Origin of the sequence: Saliphagus sp. GCM10025317 (assembly GCF_042663665.1) — an archaeon.
In the GTDB taxonomy this organism is placed as follows: Archaea; Halobacteriota; Halobacteria; order Halobacteriales; family Natrialbaceae; genus Natronosalvus.
Genome location: NZ_JBHTAQ010000007.1, coordinates 1,434,715 through 1,458,549, shown reverse-complemented (window position 1 = coordinate 1,458,549; position 23,835 = coordinate 1,434,715). Strand labels below are relative to the sequence as shown.

Here is a 23,835-nt window from a genome sequence, read left to right as displayed (position 1 = left end):
GCGAGTGCACTCGACTGAACGGGATCGCTCGAGGCACCGAATTCGTTCGTCAATATCCGCCCGGCGGTGGCTGTTTGAAGTCGCCGCGGGAGAGCCGACCGACGATCCATAGTGCCGCAATCGGCAGGCCGATCAACAGAGCGACCGCCAGTAGCGCGTCGACCGCGTCGACCAGGGTCGCGGCGGCCAGCACGACCACGGTGACGACCAGCACGGCGGCGACCTGGCTCCGGAGGCCGTCTCGAGCGACGCCGCTGAGTGTCGACGTCGAGGCCCAGTCGGCGTTCACGCCGATCGAACCGGCGAGCGCGAGTACGGCGAGGAGCGCCAGCGTCACCGGAGCGAGGGCGTGCCAGCGCTGACTCGGAGGATTGACGGCGCCGATGCCGTACATCGCGAGAGCGGCGAGGCCGACGCCGAGGCCCCCGACGACGACCGTCGCCGTCGCGTGAACGAGTTCCGTCTGCCGGCTGTCGATCGACGGCCCGAGGTGCGTTCGTATCCTCTGGGTTCGCTCGGTGAGGTCCCAGACCGAGATCGCCGCGGCGACGGCGAGGAATACCCCGAGCGAGTTCGTTCCCGCGTGCGAGCCGACGAACGCGACGCCCAGTATCGAGCCACAGCCGAGTCGTCGAAGCCAGTTCCGCGGTTCGTCAACTCCCGAGGCGAGCGACGCGATCCCCAGCTCGACGACGACGACGGCCAGCAGCGAACCGAACACCGCCCAGATCGCCAACAGCGGGTCGATCGACGGGACGACCGATGCGACGAGGAACGCCACGGGTGGGACGACCACGCCGCCAGTCGCGAACGCAGCCGTTCGAAGCGGGTACGAACCGAACCAGGCGCGAAGCGGCGGTGTGGCCAGCCAGCCGAGACAGATCACCACTGCGCCGAAGGCCACGGCCAGGAGAACGACGTGGAGGCCGCCGCTCCACAGGACGGCTAGCACGAACCGTCCGACTGGTCCCATCGCCCGCAGCACCGAGTCAATCGCGTCACCCGTTTCCGGGGCCGCCAGAACGAAGCCGGCGACGACGAGGACGTAGTACGCACCCGTTGGTAGGTCGGCGACGCGGCCCACCACCGACCGAAACGTCTGCGGTGACGTCCGGTCGGGACAGGCCAGTTCGAGGACGGTCCCTGCACACGAAGCCAGGAGCACCGCCACGGCGAGCAACGCGAGGACGGAGAGAACACTCGAGTGGGTACTGCTCGTCAACGCCTCGAGTATCACCGCCGTCGCGAAAAACAGCGTGCCGACAGTGCCAGTCGCCAGCAGGTGCGTCCCGGCCACGACGGGCAGGGACGTCACCGTGGAATCGCGAACCGGCCAGGCGAACGACGCCCAGTCGGTCGTCGCGTCGACCCCGGCGGCGCCGACGGCGAGGATCGCCAGGGAAGCCCCGGCGACCAGGAGCGCCTCGACGACACCCTCGACGACGGCCACGTTGAACCCGACGAAAACCGCGAACAGACCTCCCGTAACGAGCACGCTGCCGACGGCCCGTCGACCGAGCCGATCCGACGCGGCGAGCGCGACGCCCCAAACTACTCCGAGTGCGCCGAGGCCAGCCACCGTCCCCGGAAGTTCGACGCCAGCCCCCCAGCAGACGCCGACCGTCGTCAGCACCGCCAGGAGTGTGGCGGCCGTTCCGAGATCCGCGGATTCGTTCGTGCACTCCGCACTCACGAGGACCACCGCCGTTTGCCTCGGTCGACCGCGACGTGGAGCGACTCGTCGGGGTGCCACTCGACGACGCGAACGCCGTGGCTGCGAAGCGTCGACCGCCGACGGTCCGCCTCGAGGCGCTCGAGTGCCGCCGTGCCGTCGGACCGTTCGGCCACCGCAGGGCAGACGACCGTCACCTCGTGGCCGTACGCGCGGAATCGCCGGGCAGACGCGACCGGGTCGTCGTCGAGAAGCGGGGTCACGAAGACGAGCTGTTTCTCGTCGGCCAGGTGCCGGCAGAACCGGTCGACTGCGCGATCGCCGTGGGCGAGCCACGAGGGGCGACCGAACGATCCGCACCACTCCCCGTCGAGCAACCGGCGAACGCGAGCCAGCTGGTCGCGACCGGTTCGTGGGAGGAGGTAATCGCCGCGACCGCCGTAGAGGGCGACGCCGACGCGGTTGTTCTCGGCCAACAGGGTGGTCGACAGCCACTCGGTCGCCCGGATCGAGAGCGCCCTGGCGTCGAGTTCGCCCGGTTCGCGAACGACCGCGTTGTCGTCTCGTGCGTCGACGACCACGACGACCGACGCGGCCCGTTCCTCGCGGAACTCGATGGTCGTCAACTCGCCGGTGCGGGCGAGTCGCTTCCAGTCGACGCGACGCATCGGGTCGCTCGGCTGGAAGGGGCGAAGCGAGTAAAACTCGAGCCCTTCGCCCCCGACGTCGGTCTCGACTCGGCCGGTGTGCTGGATCGTCTGGCCTGCGAGCGGGAGCCGCTCGAGTGCGTCGTCCCACGACAGGCGGTCCGCGTTCGCTTCCGCTCCCTCGTCATCGCTATTGCTGCCGTCTTCGCCGTCGCCGGTACTGTCGCCATCGTCATCGTCATCGTCATCGCTCCCGAACTCGTACCGCGTCACCCGCCGTTCGCTCCCGCTGACGTTCCGGGTTTCGACGACGACGTCACCGAAGACGTGCGTGCCCCGTCGAGGGCGGACGACGTACTCGAGCGCGACCGATTCGCCCGGAGACAGACTGCCAATCGCCCGGGTTTCCCCCTCGACCGCCAGGTCGACCGGCGGCTCGTCGGCCACCCGAACGTCCGGAACGGCGCCGCTCCCCCGGTTGGTCACCTCGACGGAGACCGAAACGGACTCGCCGGGGACGGGGGCTGACGGCTCGAGTCGACGCTCGACGTCGAACGTCGAGGACGGCGGTGTCGTCGCATAGCCGTAAGCCGCGTACGTGAAGGCGACGACGGACGAGAGGAAGATGGTTGCGTCGCGAGCCAGGACGCCGGTGCCGATAGCGAGCAGAGCGATTCCGAGCGCGACCGTCCAGCGGTCGCTCGAGTCAGTCTGCTGGTCGGCGACGGTCCCCGCCGTTCGAACGGACCGTTTGTCGTCTGTGAGGGCGCCTGTACGCTCGGTCTCCTCTCCGCTCCCGCCAGCGCTCTCGTCTCCGCTCCTGCCATCACTCGAGGATCGTGATAATTCGCTCTCTTCACCGGAGGTGGTACCAGAATCCGTCGAAGCCGCCGTCTGTGAGACCCGCGATCCCGTTTCCGAACGGAAGTCGGCGCCGGTCTCCTGGTCGAGAACCGTCTCGGAGCCGCCCTTGCGACCCCCGTCGCCGCCGAGATCAAGCGCGTTCGCGTCGCTCATGGGTCCGCCCTCCCTCGGGATCGGGAAGACGCGTCGAATCGACGGGTTCCGGAATCCGACCGCGTCGCGAGGTGATTCTCGATCGGTACCTCCCGCAACGCCGCTAGCTCGGCCAGCGCCGCCTCGAGCTGTCGCTGTTCTCGGCGACCGGCGAGCCAGTCGAACAGTTGCATCTTCGCCGGCACCGACACCGATCCAGACAGGTAGGCGGCCGCCCGCACGTCGTCGGTCCACGTCCCCGACTGCACCTGCTCTCGTGCCTCGTCCACGCCGTGGCCGTCGGCCATCAGCGTCGTCATCACCGCGTCGGTTACGGCGACCCGGGTCCGGTTTCGGGCCCGCACCCGGAGCACACGCTGGTCCCGGGGCTCGTCGAGGGGCCCTCGCTCGAGCGCACGCTCGAGGTCGGCGCCGATCCGCTCGACGTTCGACTCGACGCGCTCGTCCGCCCACCCGAATCGTTCGTTCGGTCCGGTATCGGTCTCGCCCGCGGCCGAATGCAGGACGCCCAGCCCCAGCAGGGCAGCGACGCCGCCGCCGACGAGGATGACCCCATCCCGGGCGATGGCGCCCACCGCCGAGGGGATCGATTCGGTCGTCGCCAGGAGCGTCGCCAGCAGGGCGCCCGCCCCGACGAGGAGCAGGAGCGTTCGCTTCACTCCCGATCACCGTCCTCGTGGGAAGCCGTCGCGACAATTCGGTCGTAGGCCGCTCGAGCCCGACGAATACGGTCGTCCGTCGGTGGGTAGTTTCCGTACCGTACCTGTCGGAACGTCTCGGTGAGCGTCGACACGGCGGATTCGGGGAAGCCGGCGTCGACCGCCGCACTGGCGTATTCGCCCGGCGTCTTCGATCGATCCCGCCGCACGGAGACGAGTTCGGTCAGCGCGGCCCAGGCATCCTCGATCGTTTGCGGACCGGGGTCGTCCCGAGTTTCGTCCTCGTCCTCGTCTTCGTCGCCGTTGCCTCGAGTGGCCGTTCTCGATCCGGAACGGCTGGACGCCCGGCGACGGGTGAATCCACCGAAGAGCGACGCGACGCCGCCGGAGAGCGAGAGCCCGCCGAGCGAACCCAGTGTCCCCGACAAACCGGCCGGAATCGAGACGAGCACGGAGCCGAGCCCGCGCCCGAGACCCCGACCGACCAGCCCGATCCCGGATCCGATGGCTCGCCCGGTTCCGACGACGCCGTCGACGACCGCTGGCGTCACCCGGGTGAGTCCAATCGTCGCTGTCATCGTCACCTGGGGAATTCGCTTGAGTCGAAACTGCAATCGGGGGAGGAAACCGTCCGGAATCGTCACGTCGGCGTTCGCGACGCCGGGGGCTCGAGAGGGGTGCGTTGCCCGCCAGAGCAGGCCAATCGGGACGACGAGCAACCCGGTGAGGAGCAGACCGGCGGCCGGAAGGAAACCGACGCCGGCGCTGCCGTCGTCAGTATCGGCGCCACCGCTCTCGTCGGCAGCGGTTTCGTTTTCGCCGTCCGTCTCGTTCGACGCCTCGTCGGCCGAGTCGTCGGGCTCGTCGCTCGAGTCGTTCGCCCGGTCGTCGCTCTCCTCGTCGGGCGTCGACTCGTTCGCGTCGGGTCCGTCGCTCCGCTCGCTGTCGCGGTCGTCGGTGCCGTTCTCGCCGTCGGTCTCGGGTCCAGACTCGAGGTCGAGGTAGTGGTCGTCGCTCACGGCGTCCTGGTCGGGGTAGTCGCCGTAGCCGGCCGCGGGGAGGAACGCGGCGGCGGCGACGATCGCGAGGACACAACAGACGACGAGGGCGGCGTTGTGGCGGTCGTATCCCACACTATCGCTTCGTGCGTGGTCGACCCGTAAAAATGTTGCCACTGTGACCGGTAGTCGATCGGACAGTTTGACGGTCGCGACGTCTGCGCGACGAAACTATTTTCGAGCGACAGGTTCAACCCGATGCATGGTCTCTCGCGAACTCCTCGGGCGAATGGCGACGACCCTCGGCGCCGTCGTCCTTGCCAACCTGGTGCTCGCCCTCGTCTTCGTCGCACTGCTCGAGCCCTGGCTCGTCCCCGTCTTCGACGGCGTCGGGCTCTCTCGCGGCGTCGTATACCTTCTCTCGGCAGCGCTCTGTCTGGGGTGTCTACTCGCCGTCCAGTTGCGGTACGCACGCCTCGAGTTGCTGGAGGAAGCCGACGCCGCGGTACTGGGACCCGACGAGCGGCCGGAACTGACCGACCGCGTGACGCGACTCGCCGCCCAGCTAGACGTTGCCGTACCGACGGTTGCGGTGGCCGACACCGACGTGGCAAACAGCTTCGCCGTCGGCGGCGTCCGCTCGGGGACCATCGTCGTCAGCGAGGGGCTCCTCGAGGCGCTCGAGCCCGCCGAACTCGACGCCGTCCTCGCCCACGAACTCGCCCACCTGAAAAACCGTGATGCGGCGGTGATGACCCTCGCCTCGTTCCTCCCGGCGTTGATCGCCGACGAACACGTCGTCTTCGGGGACCACCTGCCGCGGTGGACCCGTCCGTACGTCTACGGTGGACTCCTGTTCGTCGCGGCACTCCTCGGGTCGTCGTTCATCGACGCGCCCGTGTTCACCCTGAGCGGACTCCTGCAACTCGCCGTGGCCCTGGCGGTCACCGTCGTCGTCGGCGGGATCGTTCTCGGCGTCGTAGCAACCGCCGTCGTCTTCCTCAGCCGCAGCCTCTCGCGTCAGCGGGAGTTCGTCGCCGACCGGGTCGGCGCCATCGTCACCGGCGACCCGGCGACGCTCGCGAGCGTCCTCGAGCGCCTCGACGGAGGCTCGAGCGCCCCCGTGGAAGACGCGCGGACCGATGCGGAGGCGACGTCCGGCGGGCACTACCGCGGTCTCGAGGGAATGTGCTTGCTTCCGCACGGGTTCGAGCGGTCACGGGAGGGAGCGACGGACGGTGGCGGCCCGCTCCAGGTGGACACCTACGCCCATCCCTCGACGACCGAGCGTATCGCGCGGCTTCGAAAACTGGCTGCTGAACTAGAACGCACGCCTTACGTGGAGTAAAATTCCGGGACAGGAATACCTCAGACGGTATCGGAGACAGAACCAAAAAAACGGCCTCAGTCGTCGGCCGCCACGGACGGCGCATCGAGCGCCACGAACCCCGACTCGAGGTCCGCGAGCAGGTCGTCGACCGACTCGACCCCGACGGACACACGAATCAGCGTGTCGGTGATACCGACGGCTTCTCGCTCTTCCCGCGGGACCGGTTCGTGGGTCATTGCGGCCGGAAGTTCGATCAGGCTCTCGACGCCGCCGACGCTGACCGCGAGGGTGAACTCCTCGAGCGCCTCGAGGAACCGTTTGGCGTCCTCGAGTTCGCCGTCGAGTTCGAACGAGAGGATGCCGCCGTAGCCCTCCATCTGTCGAGTGGCGAGGTCGTGCTGGGGGTGGGACTCGAGGCCAGGATAGTAGACGTCGGTGACGGCGTCGTGGCCCTCGAGGAACTCGGCGACGGCCATCGCGTTCGCCTCGTGCTGGCGCATGCGCATCGGGAGCGTCTTGAGCCCTCGGAGGACGAGGTAGCTGTCGAAGGGCGCGAGCATGTCGCCGACGCCGACCTGCTGCTGGAACCTGATCTCATTCGCGAGGTCGTCGTCACTCGTGACGACGGCGCCGCCGATCGAGTCAGAGTGACCGTTCAGGTACTTCGTCGTACTGTGCGCGACGACGTCGGCGCCCAACTCGAGGGGGCGCTGGAAGTAGGAACTGGCGAAGGTGTTGTCCACGCCCAGAAGAGCGTCGTAGCTCTCGGCAATTTCTGCGATCGCGGCCACGTCACACAGGCTCATCCGGGGGTTCGTCGGCGTCTCCATCCAGATCACGACCGTCTCGTCGGTGACAGCGGCCTCGACGGCCGCCGCGTCGCTCCCGTTGACGAACGTCACGTCCACGTCGAGGCGGTCGCGAAACACCAACTCGAGCATCCGTCGGGTACCGGCGTAGAGGTCGTCGCCGGCGACGAGGTGATCGCCGGGTTCGACGCTCGAGAGCAGGGTCGTGAAGATTGCGGCAGTACCCGATGAGAAGGCCATCGCGTGCTCACCACCCTCGAGGCTCGCCAGGCGTTTCTCGAGGGCGTGTCGCGTTGGGTTCGAAAGTCGAGAGTAGAGGAACTCGCCGCGGTCGGGGTCGACGTCCTCGAGGCTGAGGTCGGTGTCGAGTCCGGGGAGGGCGAACGTCGAGGAGAGGTGGATGGGGGTAGTGACGTCGCCCGCCTCGCTCCCGACGTGGAACGGCTCCTCGCCGGTGGTGACGGCCCGGGTCTCGAACGCAGCGCGATCTTCCTGTTCCATACTCGACGTCCACGATGGATTGCCGGTAATAACTTTCCATCTACCAGTAATATTTGCCTCGCTCTCGTATTATCGGTAGCTATCTTTCACCCGAAGGCAGGAAGAATCGAGCCGAGACGCAAACCAATAACTACCGTGCGAATGAATATACGGCCATGAGTCTCTCCGTCGGCGTACTTGGGTATCGATTCATGGGTAGGGCACACGCGAACGCGTTCGCACGGCTCCCGATGTTCTTCCCCGACGCGCCGGACGTCGAGCGACAGGTGCTGATCGGCCGGGACGAGGACGCCCTCGCGGGCGCCGCCGACCGCCTGGGCTTCGCGTCGACGGCCACCGACTGGGCCGACATCGTCGACGAGGTCGACGTCTTCTACAACCTCGGGCCGAACCATGTCCACGCCGAACCAACCATCGCTGCCCTCGAGGCTGGCACCCCCGTCTTCTGTGAGAAGCCGCTCGCCCCGACGCTCGAGACCGCCGAGGAGATGGCCGCGGCCGCTCGCGAGGCCGGGGTCCCCGCCGGCGCCGCGTTCAACTACCGGTTCGTGCCGGCGATTCAGTACGCGAAGAACCTGCTCGAGGCGGGCGAACTGGGGGAGATCCACCACGTCCGCGGGCGCTACCTCCAGGACTGGCTGGTCGACCCCGAAGCCGAGTGGTCCTGGCGAAACGACGAGGAACTGGCCGGATCCGGCGCGCTCGGCGACCTGGGTTCGCACACGGTCGATCTCCTGCGATTCCTCGTCGAGAGCGACGACCTCGCAGGCGAGATCGAACGCGTCAGCGGACACCTCCGAACGTTCGTCGACGAACGGCCCACCGGGGACGGGGAGACGCGGCCGGTCACCGTCGACGACGCCTACTCCGCGCAAGTCGAGTTCGAAAACGGGACGATGGGCACGCTCGAGGCCTCGCGGTTCGCCACGGGGCACAAGAACGACCACACGATCGAGGTTCACGGCTCGAAGGGCAGTTTGAAGTTCTCCCTCGAGCGGCTGAACGAACTCGAGGTCCTGCGCGAGGGCAACCGTGGCTACGAGACCGTGCTGGTCACCGACGAGGACGACCCCTACGTCGATCACTGGTGGCCCCCGGGGCACGTCATCGGCTGGGAGCACACCTTCGTCCACGAGAATTACGAGTTCCTCTCGGCCGTCGACGCGGGCGAGGCGTACGAACCGAGCTTCGAGGACGGACTGGCTGCCCAGCGGGTCCTCGACGCCGTCGAGCGAAGCGACGAGCGTGGCGAGTGGGTGGGCCTCGAGTAGCCGGGAAGCGTCGCGGAACTGTTTCCTGAAAGATGCCGCTCGAGTCGAACCTCGAACCGAAACGGAAAGGGGCCGCCTCAGGTTTCCACGCCGAGGACGGTGTTGTCGTCGGCATCGCCGAACGCCACCCAGTCGTCGTCCGTTTTGGCTGCGTTCGCCTCACCTGGGCCGAACGTGTACGTCCCCGTCTCTTCAGGTGCCTCCGCGAAGTAGGTGAACGTGGCCGTCTCACCCGGAACCGCGGTCCCGAAGTAGACGTACTGCACGTCGCCGTCCTCCTCGACTCGCTCCACGTCGCCGTAGGCGTCGTCGACCGACCACTCGACGGGGACGACGTCCCGCACCATTGCTTCGTGTGAGACCGACTCGACGGTCACGTCGACGCGATTGGTCTGGCCCGCGGTGAACGTCGACCCGTCGTCCTCGCGACCGCCCGCCACCTCGAGCGTCTCGGGCGTGTCGGGGTCGACCAGGTCGACCTCGTTGTGCTTCGCGAAGTCGCCGGCTGCCGCTCGCCGAACGGCCGACGGCGCGTCGACGAAGCCGGCACCGGCGTTCCACGGCGTGTAGGCGGTGTGGGCGTCGCGGGCCTGAGCTTCGACCGTGTAGATGACGTCCGCGGGAGACCAGTCGTGGCCGTTCTTGCGCGCGGCGTCGATCACCAGGGCACAGATGCCAGCCGCGGCCGGGCAGGCCATGCTCGTACCAGTCATCGGCGAGTAGTAGAGTTCCTCGTCCGGCTCGAGCGCGTCCAGCGCGTCGGTTGGGCCGACCGTACTCATCACGGCGTTGCCCGGGGTCGCGACGCCGGGGCGATAGAGCCCGACCGGCCGGTACCGAAACGGTTCGCCGAGCTGCTCGAACGCCTCGAGGGCGATTTCGTAGGTGACCAGGACGTTGGTCGCGGGTTCGACCTCGATCCAGTAGGTCTCGCCACCCTCAACGTCCGTCGTCAGCGTCTGGTGCTGGTAGACCGGCTCTTCGCCGAGTTTGGCGACCTCCTCGCCGTCTTTCGAATCCCGGTGGACGGTGAGCGTGATCTGTTCGCCGTCCGGCGTCAACGAGAGGTCGAGTTCGAGGACGTCCGCGTTGTTCGGCGCGACCCACTCGTAGTAGTCGCTGCCGGTACCCGTAGGGCCGAGTTCGCCCGCCCACGACTCGGTGTCGACGACGTACTGCCCACGAGTCATCGCGGCGTGGAACTTCTCGAGGTTTCGCAGGGCCGTCCGGCGGTCGTAGTTCGTCTCGCGATCCTCGTCCGGCGTTCGTCCGCGCGAGGAGAAGTCCGTCACGTGCGCGTCGTCGCGGGTGGCCGCCACGCCGAGGACGTGCGGGGCCTTGGCGAACCGCGAGAGGGTGTCCGAATCGGGCCCGTCGTTTCCCGCCGCGAACACGGAGACGATCCCGCGCCGGAACGCCTCCCAGGAGGCGACGTTGACGGGGTCGTTCGGGTTGTACCGCACGTCGCGAGCGACGCCGTAGGAGTTCGACACTACGTCGGGGTCGAAGTCGTCGTCGGGGTCGTCTGCCCGGGCCAGCATGTGATCCCACGCACCGACGACGAACGGCAGGTAGACGGCTTCGTTGGTCGAGTACACCGACACGCGGGCCCCGGGGGCCATCCCGCGGTACTGCCCGTCGCTCGCCGAGCCGTCGCCGGCGACGGTGCCAGCGCAGTGGGTGCCGTGTCCCAGGTCGTCGGTGTCCGCGCCGGCACCGAGGTCGATCCAGTCCGGGTCGGGATCGCCCAGCGGATCATCGACCCACTGCCAGTTCGACTCGAGTCGCCCGTCGAAGTCCGGGTGTGGGCCGGAAAAGCCCGAGTCGATGACGACGGTATCGACCGACGAGCCGTCGTAGCCGAAATCAGACTGGACCACGTCAGCGCCCGTCGCCTCGCGGGAGTCGTCGTTGTAGAACTCGAGTTCGACGGCCTTGCTGACCCGCCGAACCGCGTCCCAGTCGGTGACGGTGGTGAGTTGGTCGCCGGTCAGGGCGGTGTAGGCCATCGGGAGCACCTCGTACTCGACGAGGCCCGCCTGCAGGTCGAGGTCTCCGAGGAGGCCGACCGATTCGGCGTCGTCGAAGACCACGATCACCTCCTGGAGCGCGTCGCTCGCGGTGTCGAGCAGGCCGTCGAGCACCGACGTGTCCGTGTCGGCTGCCGCGGTTCCCGAGAACGGGAGTAACGAGGCCGCGCCGGTGGCGCCGGCGGTCCTGAGTACTGTGCGTCGGTTTACGTGTCGTGACGTGTCCTCTGACATCGTGGAAGTAGATTCGTATCGGTAGTGGTCCGCTTCGAGACTCGAGCCATCGTTCGGGCCGCGGACTCGAGGCTCGAGGCGGTGAACCGGGTTCTAGGTGCTCTGACCGACGACGACGTTCGAGTCGCTCGTTCCCGTAATCGCGACCCAGCCGTCGCCCGCGTCGACCTCGGCCGGGCCGAAGTCGTAGGTGTCGCTCAGCAGCAGTTCGTCGGGCGCCTCAACGAAGTACTCGACCGACGTCTCGGTGTCGGCGGCGGCCGTTCCGAAGTAGACGTACTGGACGCCTTCGCCCGCCTCGACGCGGTCGACGTCGTCGGAGTACTCGGTCAGGACGTCCCACTCGGCGGGAACGACGTCCCGGAGTTCAGCGTCCGCGCTCGGGTTCGCGGTCAGCTGGACGTGGTTGGTCTGCCCGCCCGTGAAGACGCTGGCGTCGTCGTCGCGGGTGCCGTCGACGAAGAAGCCGTCCTCGACGTCGACCGAGAGGTCGAGGTGGACCTGCACGTCGTCGCCGTTGACGCAGCCCGGCACGTTGACCAGTTTCGCGACGACGAACACTGTCTGCTCGCCCGCGTCGCGGCCGAACGAGACGGACGTCTCGGCCGATCCCTGGAGTCCCTGGGCCCGTCCGAGTACGTTCGGTTCGCCGTTGTCGGCCGGGTTCGCCGCGTCGTAGACGAACAGGTCGATGTGCGGGTCGCCCTTCGCCGCGCCCTTGTCGCCGCCCGAGAGGTGACTGACCTCGATGTTGGCGGTAACCGTACCCGGTCCGGCCTGCACGTACCCCGCCGCGGCGCGCTCGTCTTCGGGGACGTTCAGGCCGACGACCTCGCTCGAGGTGCCCGACAGTTCTCGAGTAACGGCGTCGATGGCCGGGCCGGGGTTCACGCGGCCGTACCCCTCGAACGGGTCCCGCCCGCCGAAGTCGTACGTGGGTGCCTTCGCGCGGTGGTACGGCGCCGCGGTGAGCGCCGTCTCCGACGCCGTGGCGAGCAGCACCTGCTTGAGGCGCATCACGTCGTCGAAGTCCGTCTCCGCGGGTTCGGGCAGCGCGATGCTCGAGGGGGCGTCCTCCTCCATCGCCTGGGCGACCAGCCCGGCGGTGCCGTTCGTGTAGGGCGAGGCCATCGACGTGCCGGCCTTGCCGGTGTAGCCCCGGATCGGCGGCTGTTCGTCCTCCGGCTGGTCCGCGACGCCGGTGTCGGCCGCGTTGGCCGTATCCGTCACGTACCCGCCCGGCGCAGTGACGTCGGGCTTCATGTACGTGTCGTAGTCCTCCTCGTCGATGCCACCGATGCCGCCGCTCGAGTACGCCGAGATGCCGTCGAGCGGACCGGTCGCGACGACGGAGATAGCCTCGTCGGCGACGGCCGGCGAACCGTTCCCGTTTACCGGCGTCGCGGCGTTTCCTGCCGCCGCGACCGTCAGCACGCCCGCGTCGGCGATCTCCTTGATCCGAGCTGGGATGCGATCGAGCGTCCCCGCGGCCGCCCCCAGTGGCAGGCCGCCGACGTAGCCCCAGGACATGTTGACCGCGCGCATGTTGAACAGGTCGGCGAAGTCCGCGGCGTGTCGGCCCAGGTCCTCGGTCGGGCCCGAGAGGCCCTGCAGGCACACGAGACTCGCGTTCGGCGCGATACCGGAGTGGAAGCCGTCGTGTTCGCCGGTTCGATCGGCGGCGGTGGTGTCGGGGTCACAGAACGCTCCGGCGGCGACCGAGTCGACGTACGCAGCCGTCGCCAGTTCGCCTTCAGCCGTCCGGACGTAGACCGTGTAGGTGCCCGACTCCTCGGCCGGGGTTACGGCGGTCACGTTGTCCTGGACGCCCTCGTCGGTGTCGAGCGTGGTTCGCTCGAGTGTGCGCCCATCTGGTCCCTCGATCAGGACCTCGATCAGTTCGCCGAACGCGGACCCGAAGACCCCCGTGCCGGCGTCGGCCTCGACCTCGTAGGCGAGGTAGTTGCCGGTCACCGCCGAGAGCGCGGTGCGAGGATCGTCGGTCTGTACCGCGTCCGGGTCGATAGCGCTCGCCCGTCCACTCCCGCCCATGATGGACGCGCAGTGAGTTCCGTGGCCGTTCTCGTCGCGCGGTCGCTCGTAAAAGCCGTAGTTCGACCCGGCGTCGTACCAGCCCACCGTCTTGGGGGTGTCGGCCGTCGGCGTCCCGTCGGTTCCCTCGAAGACGACGCTCGAGTCGTAGGTCGTTCGCTCGCCCTCGTAGGCGAAGTACGTACCCGAAATCTCGTACTCCGAGAGCGTGTTGATGTACGCCTCGGCAACGAACCGGTACTGCCGGCCGGGCGTGACAGAGGTTCGAATCGTCTCGGGCATGCTGCCGGAGGCCGCTCGCGCGGCGGTCTCCCACTGGCCGTCGACGTACTCGTCGATCCGGAACTCGAGATCGTTGGTGTTTTCGACGAACGGCGACCACGAGAGCGAGGCGTCCAGTTCCTCGACGCCGCTGGGTGTCGTGAACTCGTGGTAGACCTCCTCGCCGGAGACGAACGTCCCCGGTCCCATCGTTCCCGAAAAGGACTCGGTGTCGCCGGTCTCGACGCGCTCGAGGTCGTTTTCGTCTGGTTTCGTGAGTTTGACCTGATCGTCCTCGATGAACGCCTGGACCCCGTTCCACGGCCCGAGGTCCGGATGCCGCGAGTCCAGGCCGGAATCGGTCAGTGCGATCGTCCGGTCGGTTCGACCGCGATAGCCTCTATCCCAGGCGTGACGCGCCTCGAGCGCCCGCCAGTTGAGGTATCGTGGATCGACGTCGTCTGTCGCTCCAACGGTGTTCGTCGCTGCCCCACCGGCCAGCGCCGCCCCTACGGCGACCCCGGTCGCTTTGACGAATGTTCGACGTGAGAACCCGATTCCCCTCTGCTGATCTCCGTTACTCCCTGACATGGGATGTGAACGCGTATTCCAACGTCCTTGATAACATAAACGGTTGTGACAAACCGATCCAAATGAGGCTACATGTTTGTGGAACGTATGGATAGAACGACGTTTTTTGTTGATGTTTTCAGAGTTCGTCGAACTATCGAGTCTCGCGAATCACGCTCGAACCCAGTGATCAGCTGGTCCAGCGTCGTCCAGGTTTGCCTCGAGAACGGTTCAGTATCGAACGACCGTTTTACAGTCCGTAGTCGTCCAAATACGCACGATCCGGAAGCGGCCACCGGCCGCAACCGATCGGCAGTATTTTGTCCGGCCCGCCACGAGTACGACCCAGAGAACCGTGTTGTCGGTCGAACTCCACGTCCACTCGTCGCTCTCGTACGACGGCCGCGACCCGGTCGAGTTCATTCTCGAGCAGGCCTCGGCCGTCGGCCTCGACGCCATCGCCATCACCGATCACGACGAAATCGCCGCGAGCCTCGAGGCCGTCGAACGGGCCCCGAACTACGGCCTCGTAGGCATTCCAGGCATGGAGATCTCGAGCAAGGCGGGCCACGTTCTCGGCTTCGGTCTCTCCGAAGCCGTCCCGCCGGGGCTCTCCTACGAGTCCACCCTCGAGGCGATCCGCGAGCAGGGCGGCATCGCCGTCGTCCCCCACCCGTTCCAGGAATCCCGACACGGGGTGATGGCCCGCGTGTCGCGCGCCGACCTCGCGCAGGCGGACGCCATCGAAGTCTACAACTCCCGACTGCTGACCGGGCGGGCTAACCGCCAGGCCGAACGCTTCGCGCGCTCCCGAAACCTGCCGATGACCGCCGGGAGCGACGCTCACATCGGCGAGATGGTCGGCCAGGCGGTCACTCGCGTCGACACCGACGACCGTTCGGCCGACGGGATCCTCGAGGCCATCGCCGACGGACGGACGACGATCGAGGGGAAGCGAACGCCCTGGCACATCAGCTTCCGGCAGGCCGCCGGCGGCGTCAAGCGCCGGATCAAGGGTGGCGTCTTCCAGCTGTTTCGATGACGGACTCCGATTCCCGTTGCGATACCGACGGACGCCCTCTCCGGGGCACCTCGCACGCCCTCGTCCGCGACGCCCTCGAGACGCGGGACCCCTTCCCTGGAACCGCGGGCTTCGCCGGCTGGATCGACGACACGCTCGTGCGCGACGTCCTCGGGCGCGTTCCACTGTTCGTCGAGGAACCAGTCCTCGAGGGAGACGACTCGTTGGCCCCCGAACGGGTGGGGTTTTCGCCCATTCCCCTGGCGGAGCCAGCGCTCGTTCCCGCGGGCTCCCGCCTTGGACCGGCGGGACTCGAACAGGTATGGTCCCTTCCCGAAATCGACGTCTCGGAACCGAAGGCCAGCGGAGGCGACGACGCCACCGCCATCGACGCTGTCGACGACGCCATCCTCGAGGCTATCGACGCCGTCGACGCACAGAACGTCGCCGTCGCCTTCTCCGGCGGGGTCGACTCGGCGCTCGTCGCCGAGTTACTCGACGCGCCACTATACGTCGTCGGCTTCCAGGGCAGTCACGACGTCGAAGCCGCTCGCATGGCCGCCGAGGCGATTGGCCGAAACCTGACCGTCGTTTCCCTCGAGCCGAGCGACCTCGAGCGCTCGACGCCCAAGGTCGCCCGCGAAATCGGGCGAACGAACGCCATGGACGTCCAGATCGCGCTTCCGCTGTACCTCGTGGCCGAACGAATCGCCGCGGACGGCTTCGACGCGATGGCCGTCGGCCAGGGAGCCGACGAACTCTTCGGCGGCTACGAGAAGATCGTCCACCTCGATCATCGCGTCGAGGCCGAGACGGTCCGCGGTGCGGTTCGAGAACAGATCGAGACGCTCCCGGACCAGCTCCCGCGAGATGTCCTGGCAGTCGAGGCCGCCGGCGTCGAAACCGTTGCGCCGCTGCTCCACGACGCCGTCGTCGAGGCGGCGCTCGCGCTTCCCCCGCACCTGCTCGCCGACGAGGACGAACGAAAGCGAGCGCTCCGGGCGGTCGCCAGCCGATACCTCCCCGACTCCGTTGCCCGGCGGGAGAAAAAGGCCGTCCAGTACGGGAGCCTCGTCGCTCGCGAACTCGACCGTCTCGCCCGCCAGGCCGGCTACAAACGCCGGATGGACGATCACGTCACGACGTACGTGGAGTCGCTGTGCTCGAGCGATAGCTGATCGGTGGAATGGCCGCGCGGAACGGGCGGTCGACGATTCGAAGTGCGGGCTCAGGTCCAGTCGCCGAGACAACGCGAGGAACAGAAGTGCAGGTCGACCGTCTCCGATGGCTCGCTCTCGAGGTGCGTCTTGAGCGTGTACGCGACCGAGTCGTTCGTGGCACAGTTATCGCATTCCATACGAGGTACATCGAGACTCCCTACCCTTACTATGGGGTCGTTAACGCCCCTCGAGCGGCGGAAATCCCTCGTTTCAGGGGAATCAAGGCGGGCCTGAAGGGGACGCGATTTGCACGAGTGCTCGAGGAACATTCGGATTCGAACGCGAGCGCGCCGGGGACGATAACCCGTCCGGCCCCCGGCGTATCGAAACCCTTACTCCCCAATGCCCGTAGTGGTCGCATATGACCGAGGACGCCGTCACCCCCGAGGCCGTCCGCCACGTCGCGGCGCTGGCCCGGGTCGATCTCGAGGACGACGAGGTCGACCAGTTCACCGAGCAGTTCGCCGACATCCTGGCCGCCTTCGAAACGCTCGATTCGGTTCCGGACGTCGACACCGACGCCGACCTGACGAACGTCATGCGTGCCGACGAGGTCCGGGAGAGCCTCGAGACGGACGCGGCGCTCCGGAACGCGCCGGACAGCGAGGACGACTACTTCAAGGGGCCGAACGTCTCCTGACCAGCCATGAGCGAGGACATCTTCATCACCGAGACGACCATCGACGGGGCCGACGACGGGCCGCTGGCCGGCCAGACGGTCGCGGTCAAAGACAACATCTCCACGGCGGACGTGCGAACCACCTGCGGATCGCGGATGCTCGAGGAGTACGTCCCGCCGTACGACGCCACGGTCGTCGACCGCATCACGGAAGCGGGCGCCACCATCGTCGGCAAGGCGAACATGGACGAGTTCGGCATGGGAACCACCACCGAAACCTCCTACTTCGGCCCGACGGACAATCCCGCCGCGCCGGGACACGTTCCCGGTGGCTCCTCCGGTGGCTCCGCCGCGGCCGTCGCGGCCGGCGAGGCCGACCTCGCGCTGGGTTCGGACACCGGCGGCTCGATCCGCTGTCCCGCCGCGTTCTGCGGCGTCGTCGGGATCAAGCCGACCTACGGGCTCGTCTCCAGGTATGGCCTCGTCGCCTACGCCAACAGCCTCGAGCAGATCGGCCCGCTCGCGGCCACCACGGAAGGGGCTGCGACTCTCCTCGACGTCATCGCCGGCCCCGACGAGTACGACGGGACGACCCGCGAGGACCCCAACGCCGACCGCGGAACCTACGCCGAGGCGGCCGACGGCGACGTGGACGGCCTCACCATCGGTATCCCCACGGAACTGCTCGAGGGTGCCGACGAGGGCGTCGTCGAGACCTTCTGGGACGCCATCGGCACGCTCGAAGACCAGGGGGCGACCACACACGAGGTCAGCCTCCCCTCCGTCGAACACGCCGTCGAGGCCTACTACGTGATCGCGATGTCCGAGGCGTCCTCGAACCTGGCACGCTTCGACGGCGTCCGCTACGGCCACTCCGGCGGTTACGAGGGCAACTGGAACGAGTCGTTCTCGAAGGCGCGCGCGGAAGGGTTCGGCCCCGAGGTCAAACGCCGCATCCTCCTCGGCACGTACGCGCTCTCGGCGGGCTACCACGACAAGTACTACAAGAAGGCCCAGGACGCCCGCGCGTGGGTCAAACAGGACTTCGACGCGGCGCTCGAGGAAGCGGACGTTCTCGCTTCGCCGACGATGCCGGCCACGCCGTTCGAACTCGGCGAGAGCCTCGACGACCCGCTCCAGATGTACCTGGCCGACGCGAACACGGTGCCGGTCAACCTGGCAGATCTCCCGGCGATTTCGGCACCCGCCGGCGAGACGGACGGGCTCCCAGTGGGCGTCCAGTTCGTCGGCCCCGCCTTCGGCGAGCGCCGTCTCGTGCGAGCGGCGAGCGCACTCGAGTAGATTCGTTTACGTAAATTTATATACTTGATTTGTGAACCGAGACACGAGTTGACGACGAGAGGTCCCCATGAAGATTAGACCCGATCTGGACGTCGAGTTTACCGAAATCGAGTTCGACGAGTTCTCTCGCGCCTGCGACCTCGTTGAGGAGTACTTCGGCGAGGCGATCGACGACGTCGCCCTTCACGCGCCAGTCTCGCGACGCCAGCTCGTCGCCGTGCTCGCACGCGCCCAGCTCTCGGGCCGGCAGCTGGCGATCGACGGGCTGACCGACGAAGGCGAGATGGTCTACCAGTCGAACGACGAGACGCTCCTCTGGCTCGACGGCGACTTCTGGCTCGACATGCGCGGACTCCACCACCTCAGTCCCGACGAAGGGCGGGCGGCGCACGAGGTCCACCGCCGCCTCATCGAGGCGATCGACGGCGACGTTCCCTACTACAACCGCGAGCGAGACCCGTTCGTGTTGATCGAACGGCGTCCCGACGGCGTCTGAAAACGGGGATTTCTGGGGCGAAAATCAGCGAACCGCCAAACGCGAACCGCGAGCCGTCACTCCTGGTAGGCCAGGTTCATGATCCACTGCGAGAAGGCGTCGCTGTTGGGATCGACCTCCTCCTCGCCGATGAACGGCGAGAGCATGTCGCCGGCCATCAGCAGAGTGAAATCGAGGTCTCGAGCCGTCGGCGTGATGTAGTAGGTGTTGTGTCCGTTGTAGACGGTCTCCTCGCGGTCGACGAGTTCCTTCTCGACCAGCGACTCGACAATTCGGCTTCCCTTGCGCGAGGAGACCCCGAGTTCCTTCCAGAAGTCGCTCTGGTGGATCCCGCTCGTCTGGCGGACGAGTTCGAGACCCGCGAACTCGTCTTCTGACAGCTCCGCTTCGGCGGCCGAGACGCTCATCGCGACTCCCCTCCGACCGTACCAATCGGTCCTGGTTCCGGCGCGTTCATACTCCATCCACCGGTCGCAAGCCGCTTAAATGTGCCCTTCGCGGTCGGTCAGGTTCGAGGCCAGTGGCTCGAGTGGACGCTCCAGGCAACCCCCGGAGTCGACCTCGACATCCCGATACGGCGTTCGACACGGCGGGCCGTCGGCGAACGCGTACCCTCGCCGGTCCCCGAGGACGATCAGCGACGACGACCGCGTGCCGTACCCGTCGCCGTGGACGCAGACGCCGTACTCGTGATCGCCGAGGACGATCCGGGCCCGCTCGAGCCACTTGAACGCCGGCGTGCGGATCGAGTCCGCGCCGGAGACCAGGTCGACTGCCGCGGCGGAGAGCTCCCGCTGTACGCGGCGGGCGTTCTCGGCCTGGGTCGTCGCGGCGTCCGCTTGCCGGTGTGGAATCTCGAACGTCTCGTCGAAGCCAACGTTGACGACGACGTGCACGCCCGATTCGAGCGTCGTCGTCCGCAACCTGCCGTCCCACTCGAGGACGAAGGCGTTCTCGGGGTCGGCCACCACGAGACTGAAGCCCGCGTACTCCACGGCGTCGACGGCCTCCTCCACGAACGTCCGGGCCTCGAGCGCGGACGGCCGCTCGAGTGCGTCGGCGACGAGGCGGCCGCGAGAGCGTTCGCCCGCGAGGTCGGCGTCGGTCCACCGGTTCGTGATCCCCACGAACAAGTCGTGGTCGTTGAACCCGATCCAGGTGCCGCCGGCCTCGGCGTCACGCGGGGCGACGACGAGGGGGTCGGTCGCGTACAGGTCTGGGGAGTCGCTCGGTCGCTCGAGGCCCTCGTCGCGGTTGGCGGCGACGACGACCGGCGCTTCCTCGAACACCTGCCAGGCGAGCGTCAGGGTGCACACGCTGAAAAGGACGGTCGCGACGCCCTTAGCCCTTTAGCAGACCGCACTGACCGCTCGGCATTTCATCGGTTGCTCGAGACATCGACGCCCGTTCGGCCCCTCATCGGCCGCTTGAGACGTCGACGCCCGTCTCCTCGAGCCGCGCGCGGACCTGCTCGCGGTCGACGGTTCCGGAGTGTGTTCGCGGGAGCGACGACGCGATCCCGATCGTCTTCGGACACTTGAACCCGGCCAGGCGGTCGCGGCAGTACGCTCTGAGCGCGTGCGGTTCGATCTCCCCCCCGCTCGAGGCGACGACCAGCGCGCCGACGCGCTCGCCCCACTCCTCGTCGGACAGGCCGACGACGGCGGCGGCCGACACCGCGGGATGGTCCTCGAGGACGGCAGCGACTGCCGTGGGATCGACGTTCTCGCCGCCGGTGACGATCCGGTCGCTCTGCCGATCGAGGATCCAGAGGCGACCGTCCTGGTCGCGCCGGCCGAGGTCGCCCGTGTGGAGGCCGCGCTCGTCGAACGCGGCCCGCGTTCGCTCGGCCTCGAGGTAGCCCGGCGTGACGGTCGGGCCGGAGACGACGATTTCGCCCGTCTCGCCCGCCTCGACGGGGTCCCCGTCGTCGCCGAGAATCGTCACCTCGGTGCAGACGAGCGGTCGTCCGACGGTGCCCTCGTGGGCGACCGCCTCCTCGGGCGTCGCCGTCGCGATCTGGGAGGCCGTTTCGGTCATGCCGTAAGTTGGGCACGCGGGGACGCCGCATCGTCCACAGCGGTCAATCAGGTCGGGGCTCGCGGGAGCGCCGCCGAGCAGGACGAACCGGAGGCTCGCCGGCGGCCGCCAATCGGCCTCGAGCAACCGCGAGAGCATCGTCGGGACGAGCGAGACGCCGGTCACGTCGTGCGATTCCATCGTCCGTGCGGTCGCGTCCGGCTCGAACTCGCGCTGGAGGACGACCGCCGTCCCGTACAGCGCCGACCGAAAGACCGGCGCCAGCCCCCCGACGTGGTACATGGGGAGACAGCAGAGCCAGCGGTCGTCGGGGTCGACGCCGAGCCTGAACGCCGACGCCGTGGCGCTCGAGACGAGGTTCCTCGTGGTGAGACGGACGCCTTTGGGTTCGCCGGTCGTGCCCGAGGTGAATACGACGAGAAGGTCGTTCTCGCCGCTGTGTCCGTCAGAGTCGGCCAGTTCGGTGGTTCGATTCGTCTCGCCTCCCGTACCCGACTCCGACTCGAGTGCCGGGTCTCGTCCCGCGCTCGACTCGAGTGACCGGTCGCGCCCCGCGTTTGGCTCGAGGGAAACGAGCGACGCAAGCGATGCGAGCAGACTCGAATCGTTCCCGCCCCGCTCGCCGTCCACCGAGTAGATCAGAACCGATCCGTCACCGATGTCGCGTGCCAGGCCCTCGGTCTCGTCTTCACAGATGAGGGCGAAGGTGTTCGCTCGAGTCGCCTTCGACCGCAACTCCTCGGCCGTCTCGCGGACGTTCAGCAGGACGAGCGTTCGCTTCCCCCGCATTGCCGCGAAGAGCAGCGTCACGAACGCGGGCCGGGTCGTCAGGACGACGCCGAGTCGATCACCCGGCTGGCCCGGCAGCCGCTCGAGGAGGGCGTCCACGGCTCGATCGAGTTCGCCGTAACTGTATCGAGTGCCCTCGTCGGCGTCGATCAGCGCTGTCCGCTCGGGCGTCGTCGCCGTTCGCCGCGCGAGGAGGTCCTCGGTCGCCCACTCGAGCCCCGTCGGGTCGTTTGCACCCGCCGGGCCACCTGCGCCCGTCACGTCGCCCCCCACACGTCGTCGATGCCGAGCCCCTTCGCTTGCGGGACGACGGAAGCGCCCTTCTCGAAGAGCACGGGGTCGCGACCGAGGTCCGTCTTCAGCAACTCGCCCGTCGCCAGGCCACAGGGCGGGACGTCGGGCACCGAGGCTGCGAGGTGAACCGCCGCCGTCCGCGCCACGACGCCGTCGATGGTCGTCGTCACCAGGCTCTCGAGGCCGAGCTCGCTGGTCCAGGTGACGACCTCCCGGGCGACGTCCAGCCCGCCGAGGGCCATCGGCTTCAGGATCAGCACGTCGGCGGCACTCGTCTCGCAAATCGCGTCGACGCCGTGCTCGAGCAGGCCCTCGTCCAGGGCGATCTTCGGGCCGCAGCCGCGGAGGTCGGCGTGCCCCTCGAGGGCTCCGGCCGGCAGCGGCTGTTCGACGATCGAGACGCCCGCGTCGTCGAGTCCGCGGATGGCCTCGACGGCCTCGTCGAACGTCCACGACCCGTTCGCGTCGACCCGAACCTCGACGTCGTCGCCGACGGCCTCTCGGACGCGCTCGACGCGCGTCACGTCCTCGTCGACGGAGCGCCGGCCGACCTTGAGTTTGCACGACCGAAACCCGCGATCGACGGCGTCGCGTGCGGCCGCCGCGGTCGCGTCCGCGTCGTCGTCGCCGACGGTCGAATTGACCGGAACCCTGGCGACTCGAGAGCCGTCGCCCAGGTACTGATAGAGCGGACGCGCCCCGCGGGTCGCGTAGCAGTCGGCGATTGCCAGGGAGACGCCGTGTCTCGCCGCCGCCGTATCCTCGACCGCGTCCAGGGCGGCGCCCGACCCGTCCGCGGCGGCATCGACAGCTTCCTCGAGCGCGCGTTCACAGTCCTCGAGGGATTCGGTCCAGCCCGGAAGCGGGGTCGCCTCGCCGATGCCGACGACCTCCTGAAACTCGGCGCGAATCAGGAACCCCTCACGGGTCGTGATCGTCGCGTCGCCCGACTCGAAGGGCTGTTCGAGTTCGAGTTCGAAGGGGCGAAACCGGAGGTCGAGGCCCATCAGAGCCCCACCCCGGTTCCGACCGCGGGCCCGACCTCGAGGCCGATGCCGACCGCGAACAGGAGCGCGTGTCCCGCCAGGAGTTTCCCGGTCTGCTCGAGGGCCGGGTTCAGCGCCTCGCCATCGGTTCTGGTCCAGATCGTGCGAGTGACAGCGAGCGCGTACGGGGCGGTGAGCAGCGGAAGGAGCACCGAAGCGGAGAATCCCCAGCCGAGCCAGAACCAGAGCGGGACGACGTAGGCGAGGGAAACGAGCCCCGCGTACTCGAGGCGACTGAACCGGTAGCCCAGTCGCACGGCCAGCGTGCGCTTGCCCGTCTCGGCGTCGGTCTCGAGGTCGCGGACGTTGTTGACGACGAGAATCGCCGTCGAGAGGCCGGCGACGGGAAGGCTCGCTGCGAACGCCTCGAGTGGCATCGTCCCGGCCGGTATCGTCGTGATCAGGGGCTCGACGTGGGCGGCCGCCTGGACGTAGAAGGTGCCGACGACGGCGACGACGCCGAAGAAGACGAAGACGAAGAGGTCCCCGAGGCCGTGATAGCCGAGGGGATAGGGGCCGCCGGTGTAGGCCCAGCCGCAGAAGACGCTGACGAGGCCGATGACGAGAATGGGAAGGCCACCGACGTAGACGAGGTAGACGCCCGAGAGGATGGCCGCGGCGAAGGTGACGAGTGTCGCGAATTTGACCGCTCCGGCGTCGATCAGCCCCGACTGGGTGACCCGAGTGAATCCCTCGCGGTCGTCCGTGTCGGCACCCTTCACGGCGTCGTAGTAGTCGTTGGCGAAGTTCGTTCCAATCTGGATCAACGCGGCCCCGACGAAGGCCATCAGCGCGGGGAGCGCCGCGAACACGCCCTCGGAAACGGCGAGTCCCGTTCCCACGAGCACTGGCGCGGCGGCCGCCGGCAGCGTCTGGGGACGAGCGGCCATCACCCAGGCCTTCGTTTGAGACACCTCTGCCGTACTCATTGTTCGAACGTGCCACTCGAGAGAGTGT

General features: G+C 68.0%; 20 protein-coding genes. 7 read left to right on the top strand and 13 right to left on the bottom strand.

Annotated features, from left to right (window positions below; all coding sequences use genetic code 11):
* Window positions 1-49: 49 nt before the first annotated feature.
* The 4 genes from ACFQS4_RS21835 to ACFQS4_RS21820 are packed head-to-tail and all read right to left on the bottom strand — an operon-like array spanning window position 50 to window position 5,128.
* A complete protein-coding gene (locus ACFQS4_RS21835; RefSeq protein ID WP_500196567.1) occupies window positions 50-1,693 on the bottom strand; it encodes a DUF7519 family protein in 1,644 nt (547 codons plus the stop codon).
* Window positions 1,690-3,336: a DUF58 domain-containing protein gene (locus ACFQS4_RS21830; protein ID WP_500196565.1), complete on the bottom strand. Its 1,647-nt coding sequence runs from the start codon at window positions 3,334-3,336 to the stop codon at window positions 1,690-1,692. The genes ACFQS4_RS21835 and ACFQS4_RS21830 overlap by 4 nt, the downstream gene beginning before the upstream one ends.
* The gene (locus tag ACFQS4_RS21825) at window positions 3,333-3,995 is read right to left on the bottom strand and encodes a DUF7269 family protein (protein ID WP_500196563.1); all 663 of its coding nucleotides are present in this window, start codon (window positions 3,993-3,995) and stop codon (window positions 3,333-3,335) included. The genes ACFQS4_RS21830 and ACFQS4_RS21825 overlap by 4 nt, the downstream gene beginning before the upstream one ends.
* Window positions 3,992-5,128, bottom strand: a complete 1,137-nt coding sequence (locus tag ACFQS4_RS21820; protein WP_500196560.1) for a DUF4129 domain-containing protein — start codon at window positions 5,126-5,128, stop codon at window positions 3,992-3,994. The genes ACFQS4_RS21825 and ACFQS4_RS21820 overlap by 4 nt, the downstream gene beginning before the upstream one ends.
* Window positions 5,129-5,255: 127 nt before the next feature.
* On the opposite strand from ACFQS4_RS21820, the gene ACFQS4_RS21815 reads away from it, so the two are divergent.
* Complete coding sequence (locus tag ACFQS4_RS21815; RefSeq protein ID WP_500196558.1) at window positions 5,256-6,341, top strand: M48 family metalloprotease; 1,086 nt, start codon at window positions 5,256-5,258, stop codon at window positions 6,339-6,341.
* Window positions 6,342-6,397: 56 nt separating this feature from the next.
* On the opposite strand, the gene ACFQS4_RS21810 is transcribed toward ACFQS4_RS21815, so the two are convergent.
* Complete coding sequence (locus ACFQS4_RS21810; RefSeq protein WP_500196556.1) at window positions 6,398-7,633, bottom strand: trans-sulfuration enzyme family protein; 1,236 nt, start codon at window positions 7,631-7,633, stop codon at window positions 6,398-6,400.
* A gap of 155 nt (window positions 7,634-7,788) precedes the next feature.
* On the opposite strand from ACFQS4_RS21810, the gene ACFQS4_RS21805 reads away from it, so the two are divergent.
* Complete coding sequence (locus tag ACFQS4_RS21805) at window positions 7,789-8,904, top strand: Gfo/Idh/MocA family protein (RefSeq protein ID WP_500196554.1); 1,116 nt, start codon at window positions 7,789-7,791, stop codon at window positions 8,902-8,904.
* Between the two features lie 77 nt (window positions 8,905-8,981).
* Here the strand turns inward: ACFQS4_RS21805 and ACFQS4_RS21800 are convergent, their stop codons facing one another.
* Window positions 8,982-11,168 carry a S8 family serine peptidase gene (locus ACFQS4_RS21800; protein ID WP_500196552.1) on the bottom strand — a complete coding sequence of 729 codons (2,187 nt, stop codon included), beginning with the start codon at window positions 11,166-11,168 and terminating at the stop codon, window positions 8,982-8,984.
* Window positions 11,169-11,261: 93 nt separating this feature from the next.
* Window positions 11,262-14,072: a S8 family peptidase gene (locus ACFQS4_RS21795; protein ID WP_500196550.1), complete on the bottom strand. Its 2,811-nt coding sequence runs from the start codon at window positions 14,070-14,072 to the stop codon at window positions 11,262-11,264.
* Window positions 14,073-14,406: 334 nt separating this feature from the next.
* Here ACFQS4_RS21795 and ACFQS4_RS21790 point away from each other — a divergent pair, with 334 nt between their 5' ends.
* Both ACFQS4_RS21790 and ACFQS4_RS21785 read left to right on the top strand, forming a co-directional pair.
* Window positions 14,407-15,093, top strand: coding sequence for a CehA/McbA family metallohydrolase (locus ACFQS4_RS21790; protein WP_500196548.1), 687 nt, complete (start codon window positions 14,407-14,409; stop codon window positions 15,091-15,093).
* Complete coding sequence (locus ACFQS4_RS21785; protein ID WP_500196546.1) at window positions 15,090-16,250, top strand: asparagine synthase C-terminal domain-containing protein; 1,161 nt, start codon at window positions 15,090-15,092, stop codon at window positions 16,248-16,250. The genes ACFQS4_RS21790 and ACFQS4_RS21785 overlap by 4 nt, the downstream gene beginning before the upstream one ends.
* Window positions 16,251-16,300: 50 nt before the next feature.
* On the opposite strand, the gene ACFQS4_RS21780 is transcribed toward ACFQS4_RS21785, so the two are convergent.
* Window positions 16,301-16,429, bottom strand: coding sequence for a hypothetical protein (locus ACFQS4_RS21780; protein WP_256499061.1), 129 nt, complete (start codon window positions 16,427-16,429; stop codon window positions 16,301-16,303).
* Window positions 16,430-16,653: 224 nt separating this feature from the next.
* Between ACFQS4_RS21780 and gatC the strand changes: the two genes are divergently transcribed.
* The 3 genes from gatC (at window position 16,654) to ACFQS4_RS21765 (ending at window position 18,709) form a co-directional block, all read left to right on the top strand.
* Window positions 16,654-16,932: an Asp-tRNA(Asn)/Glu-tRNA(Gln) amidotransferase subunit GatC gene (gene gatC / locus ACFQS4_RS21775; protein ID WP_254157170.1), complete on the top strand. Its 279-nt coding sequence runs from the start codon at window positions 16,654-16,656 to the stop codon at window positions 16,930-16,932.
* Between the two features lie 6 nt (window positions 16,933-16,938).
* Window positions 16,939-18,213, top strand: a complete 1,275-nt coding sequence (gene gatA / locus ACFQS4_RS21770) for an Asp-tRNA(Asn)/Glu-tRNA(Gln) amidotransferase subunit GatA (RefSeq protein ID WP_500196544.1) — start codon at window positions 16,939-16,941, stop codon at window positions 18,211-18,213.
* A gap of 67 nt (window positions 18,214-18,280) precedes the next feature.
* Window positions 18,281-18,709 (top strand): DUF8048 family protein, encoded by a 429-nt coding sequence (locus ACFQS4_RS21765; protein ID WP_500196542.1) that lies wholly within the window; start codon window positions 18,281-18,283, stop codon window positions 18,707-18,709.
* A gap of 56 nt (window positions 18,710-18,765) precedes the next feature.
* Here the strand turns inward: ACFQS4_RS21765 and ACFQS4_RS21760 are convergent, their stop codons facing one another.
* From ACFQS4_RS21760 to ACFQS4_RS21740, 5 genes are all read right to left on the bottom strand, one after another.
* Window positions 18,766-19,116: a helix-turn-helix transcriptional regulator gene (locus ACFQS4_RS21760; RefSeq protein ID WP_253436621.1), complete on the bottom strand. Its 351-nt coding sequence runs from the start codon at window positions 19,114-19,116 to the stop codon at window positions 18,766-18,768.
* A 75-nt stretch (window positions 19,117-19,191) separates the two neighbouring features.
* On the bottom strand, window positions 19,192-20,025 hold the full coding sequence (locus tag ACFQS4_RS21755) for an NRDE family protein (protein WP_500196540.1): 834 nt from the start codon (window positions 20,023-20,025) through the stop codon (window positions 19,192-19,194).
* Window positions 20,026-20,125: 100 nt separating this feature from the next.
* On the bottom strand, window positions 20,126-21,799 hold the full coding sequence (locus ACFQS4_RS21750; RefSeq protein WP_500196539.1) for a class I adenylate-forming enzyme family protein: 1,674 nt from the start codon (window positions 21,797-21,799) through the stop codon (window positions 20,126-20,128).
* Entirely contained in the window at window positions 21,796-22,839 is a 1,044-nt protein-coding gene (locus tag ACFQS4_RS21745) for a mandelate racemase/muconate lactonizing enzyme family protein (protein ID WP_500196537.1), read from the bottom strand. The genes ACFQS4_RS21750 and ACFQS4_RS21745 overlap by 4 nt, the downstream gene beginning before the upstream one ends.
* Window positions 22,839-23,807 carry a 1,4-dihydroxy-2-naphthoate polyprenyltransferase gene (locus ACFQS4_RS21740; RefSeq protein ID WP_500196535.1) on the bottom strand — a complete coding sequence of 323 codons (969 nt, stop codon included), beginning with the start codon at window positions 23,805-23,807 and terminating at the stop codon, window positions 22,839-22,841. The genes ACFQS4_RS21745 and ACFQS4_RS21740 overlap by 1 nt, the downstream gene beginning before the upstream one ends.
* Between the last annotated feature and the right edge of the window lie 28 nt (window positions 23,808-23,835).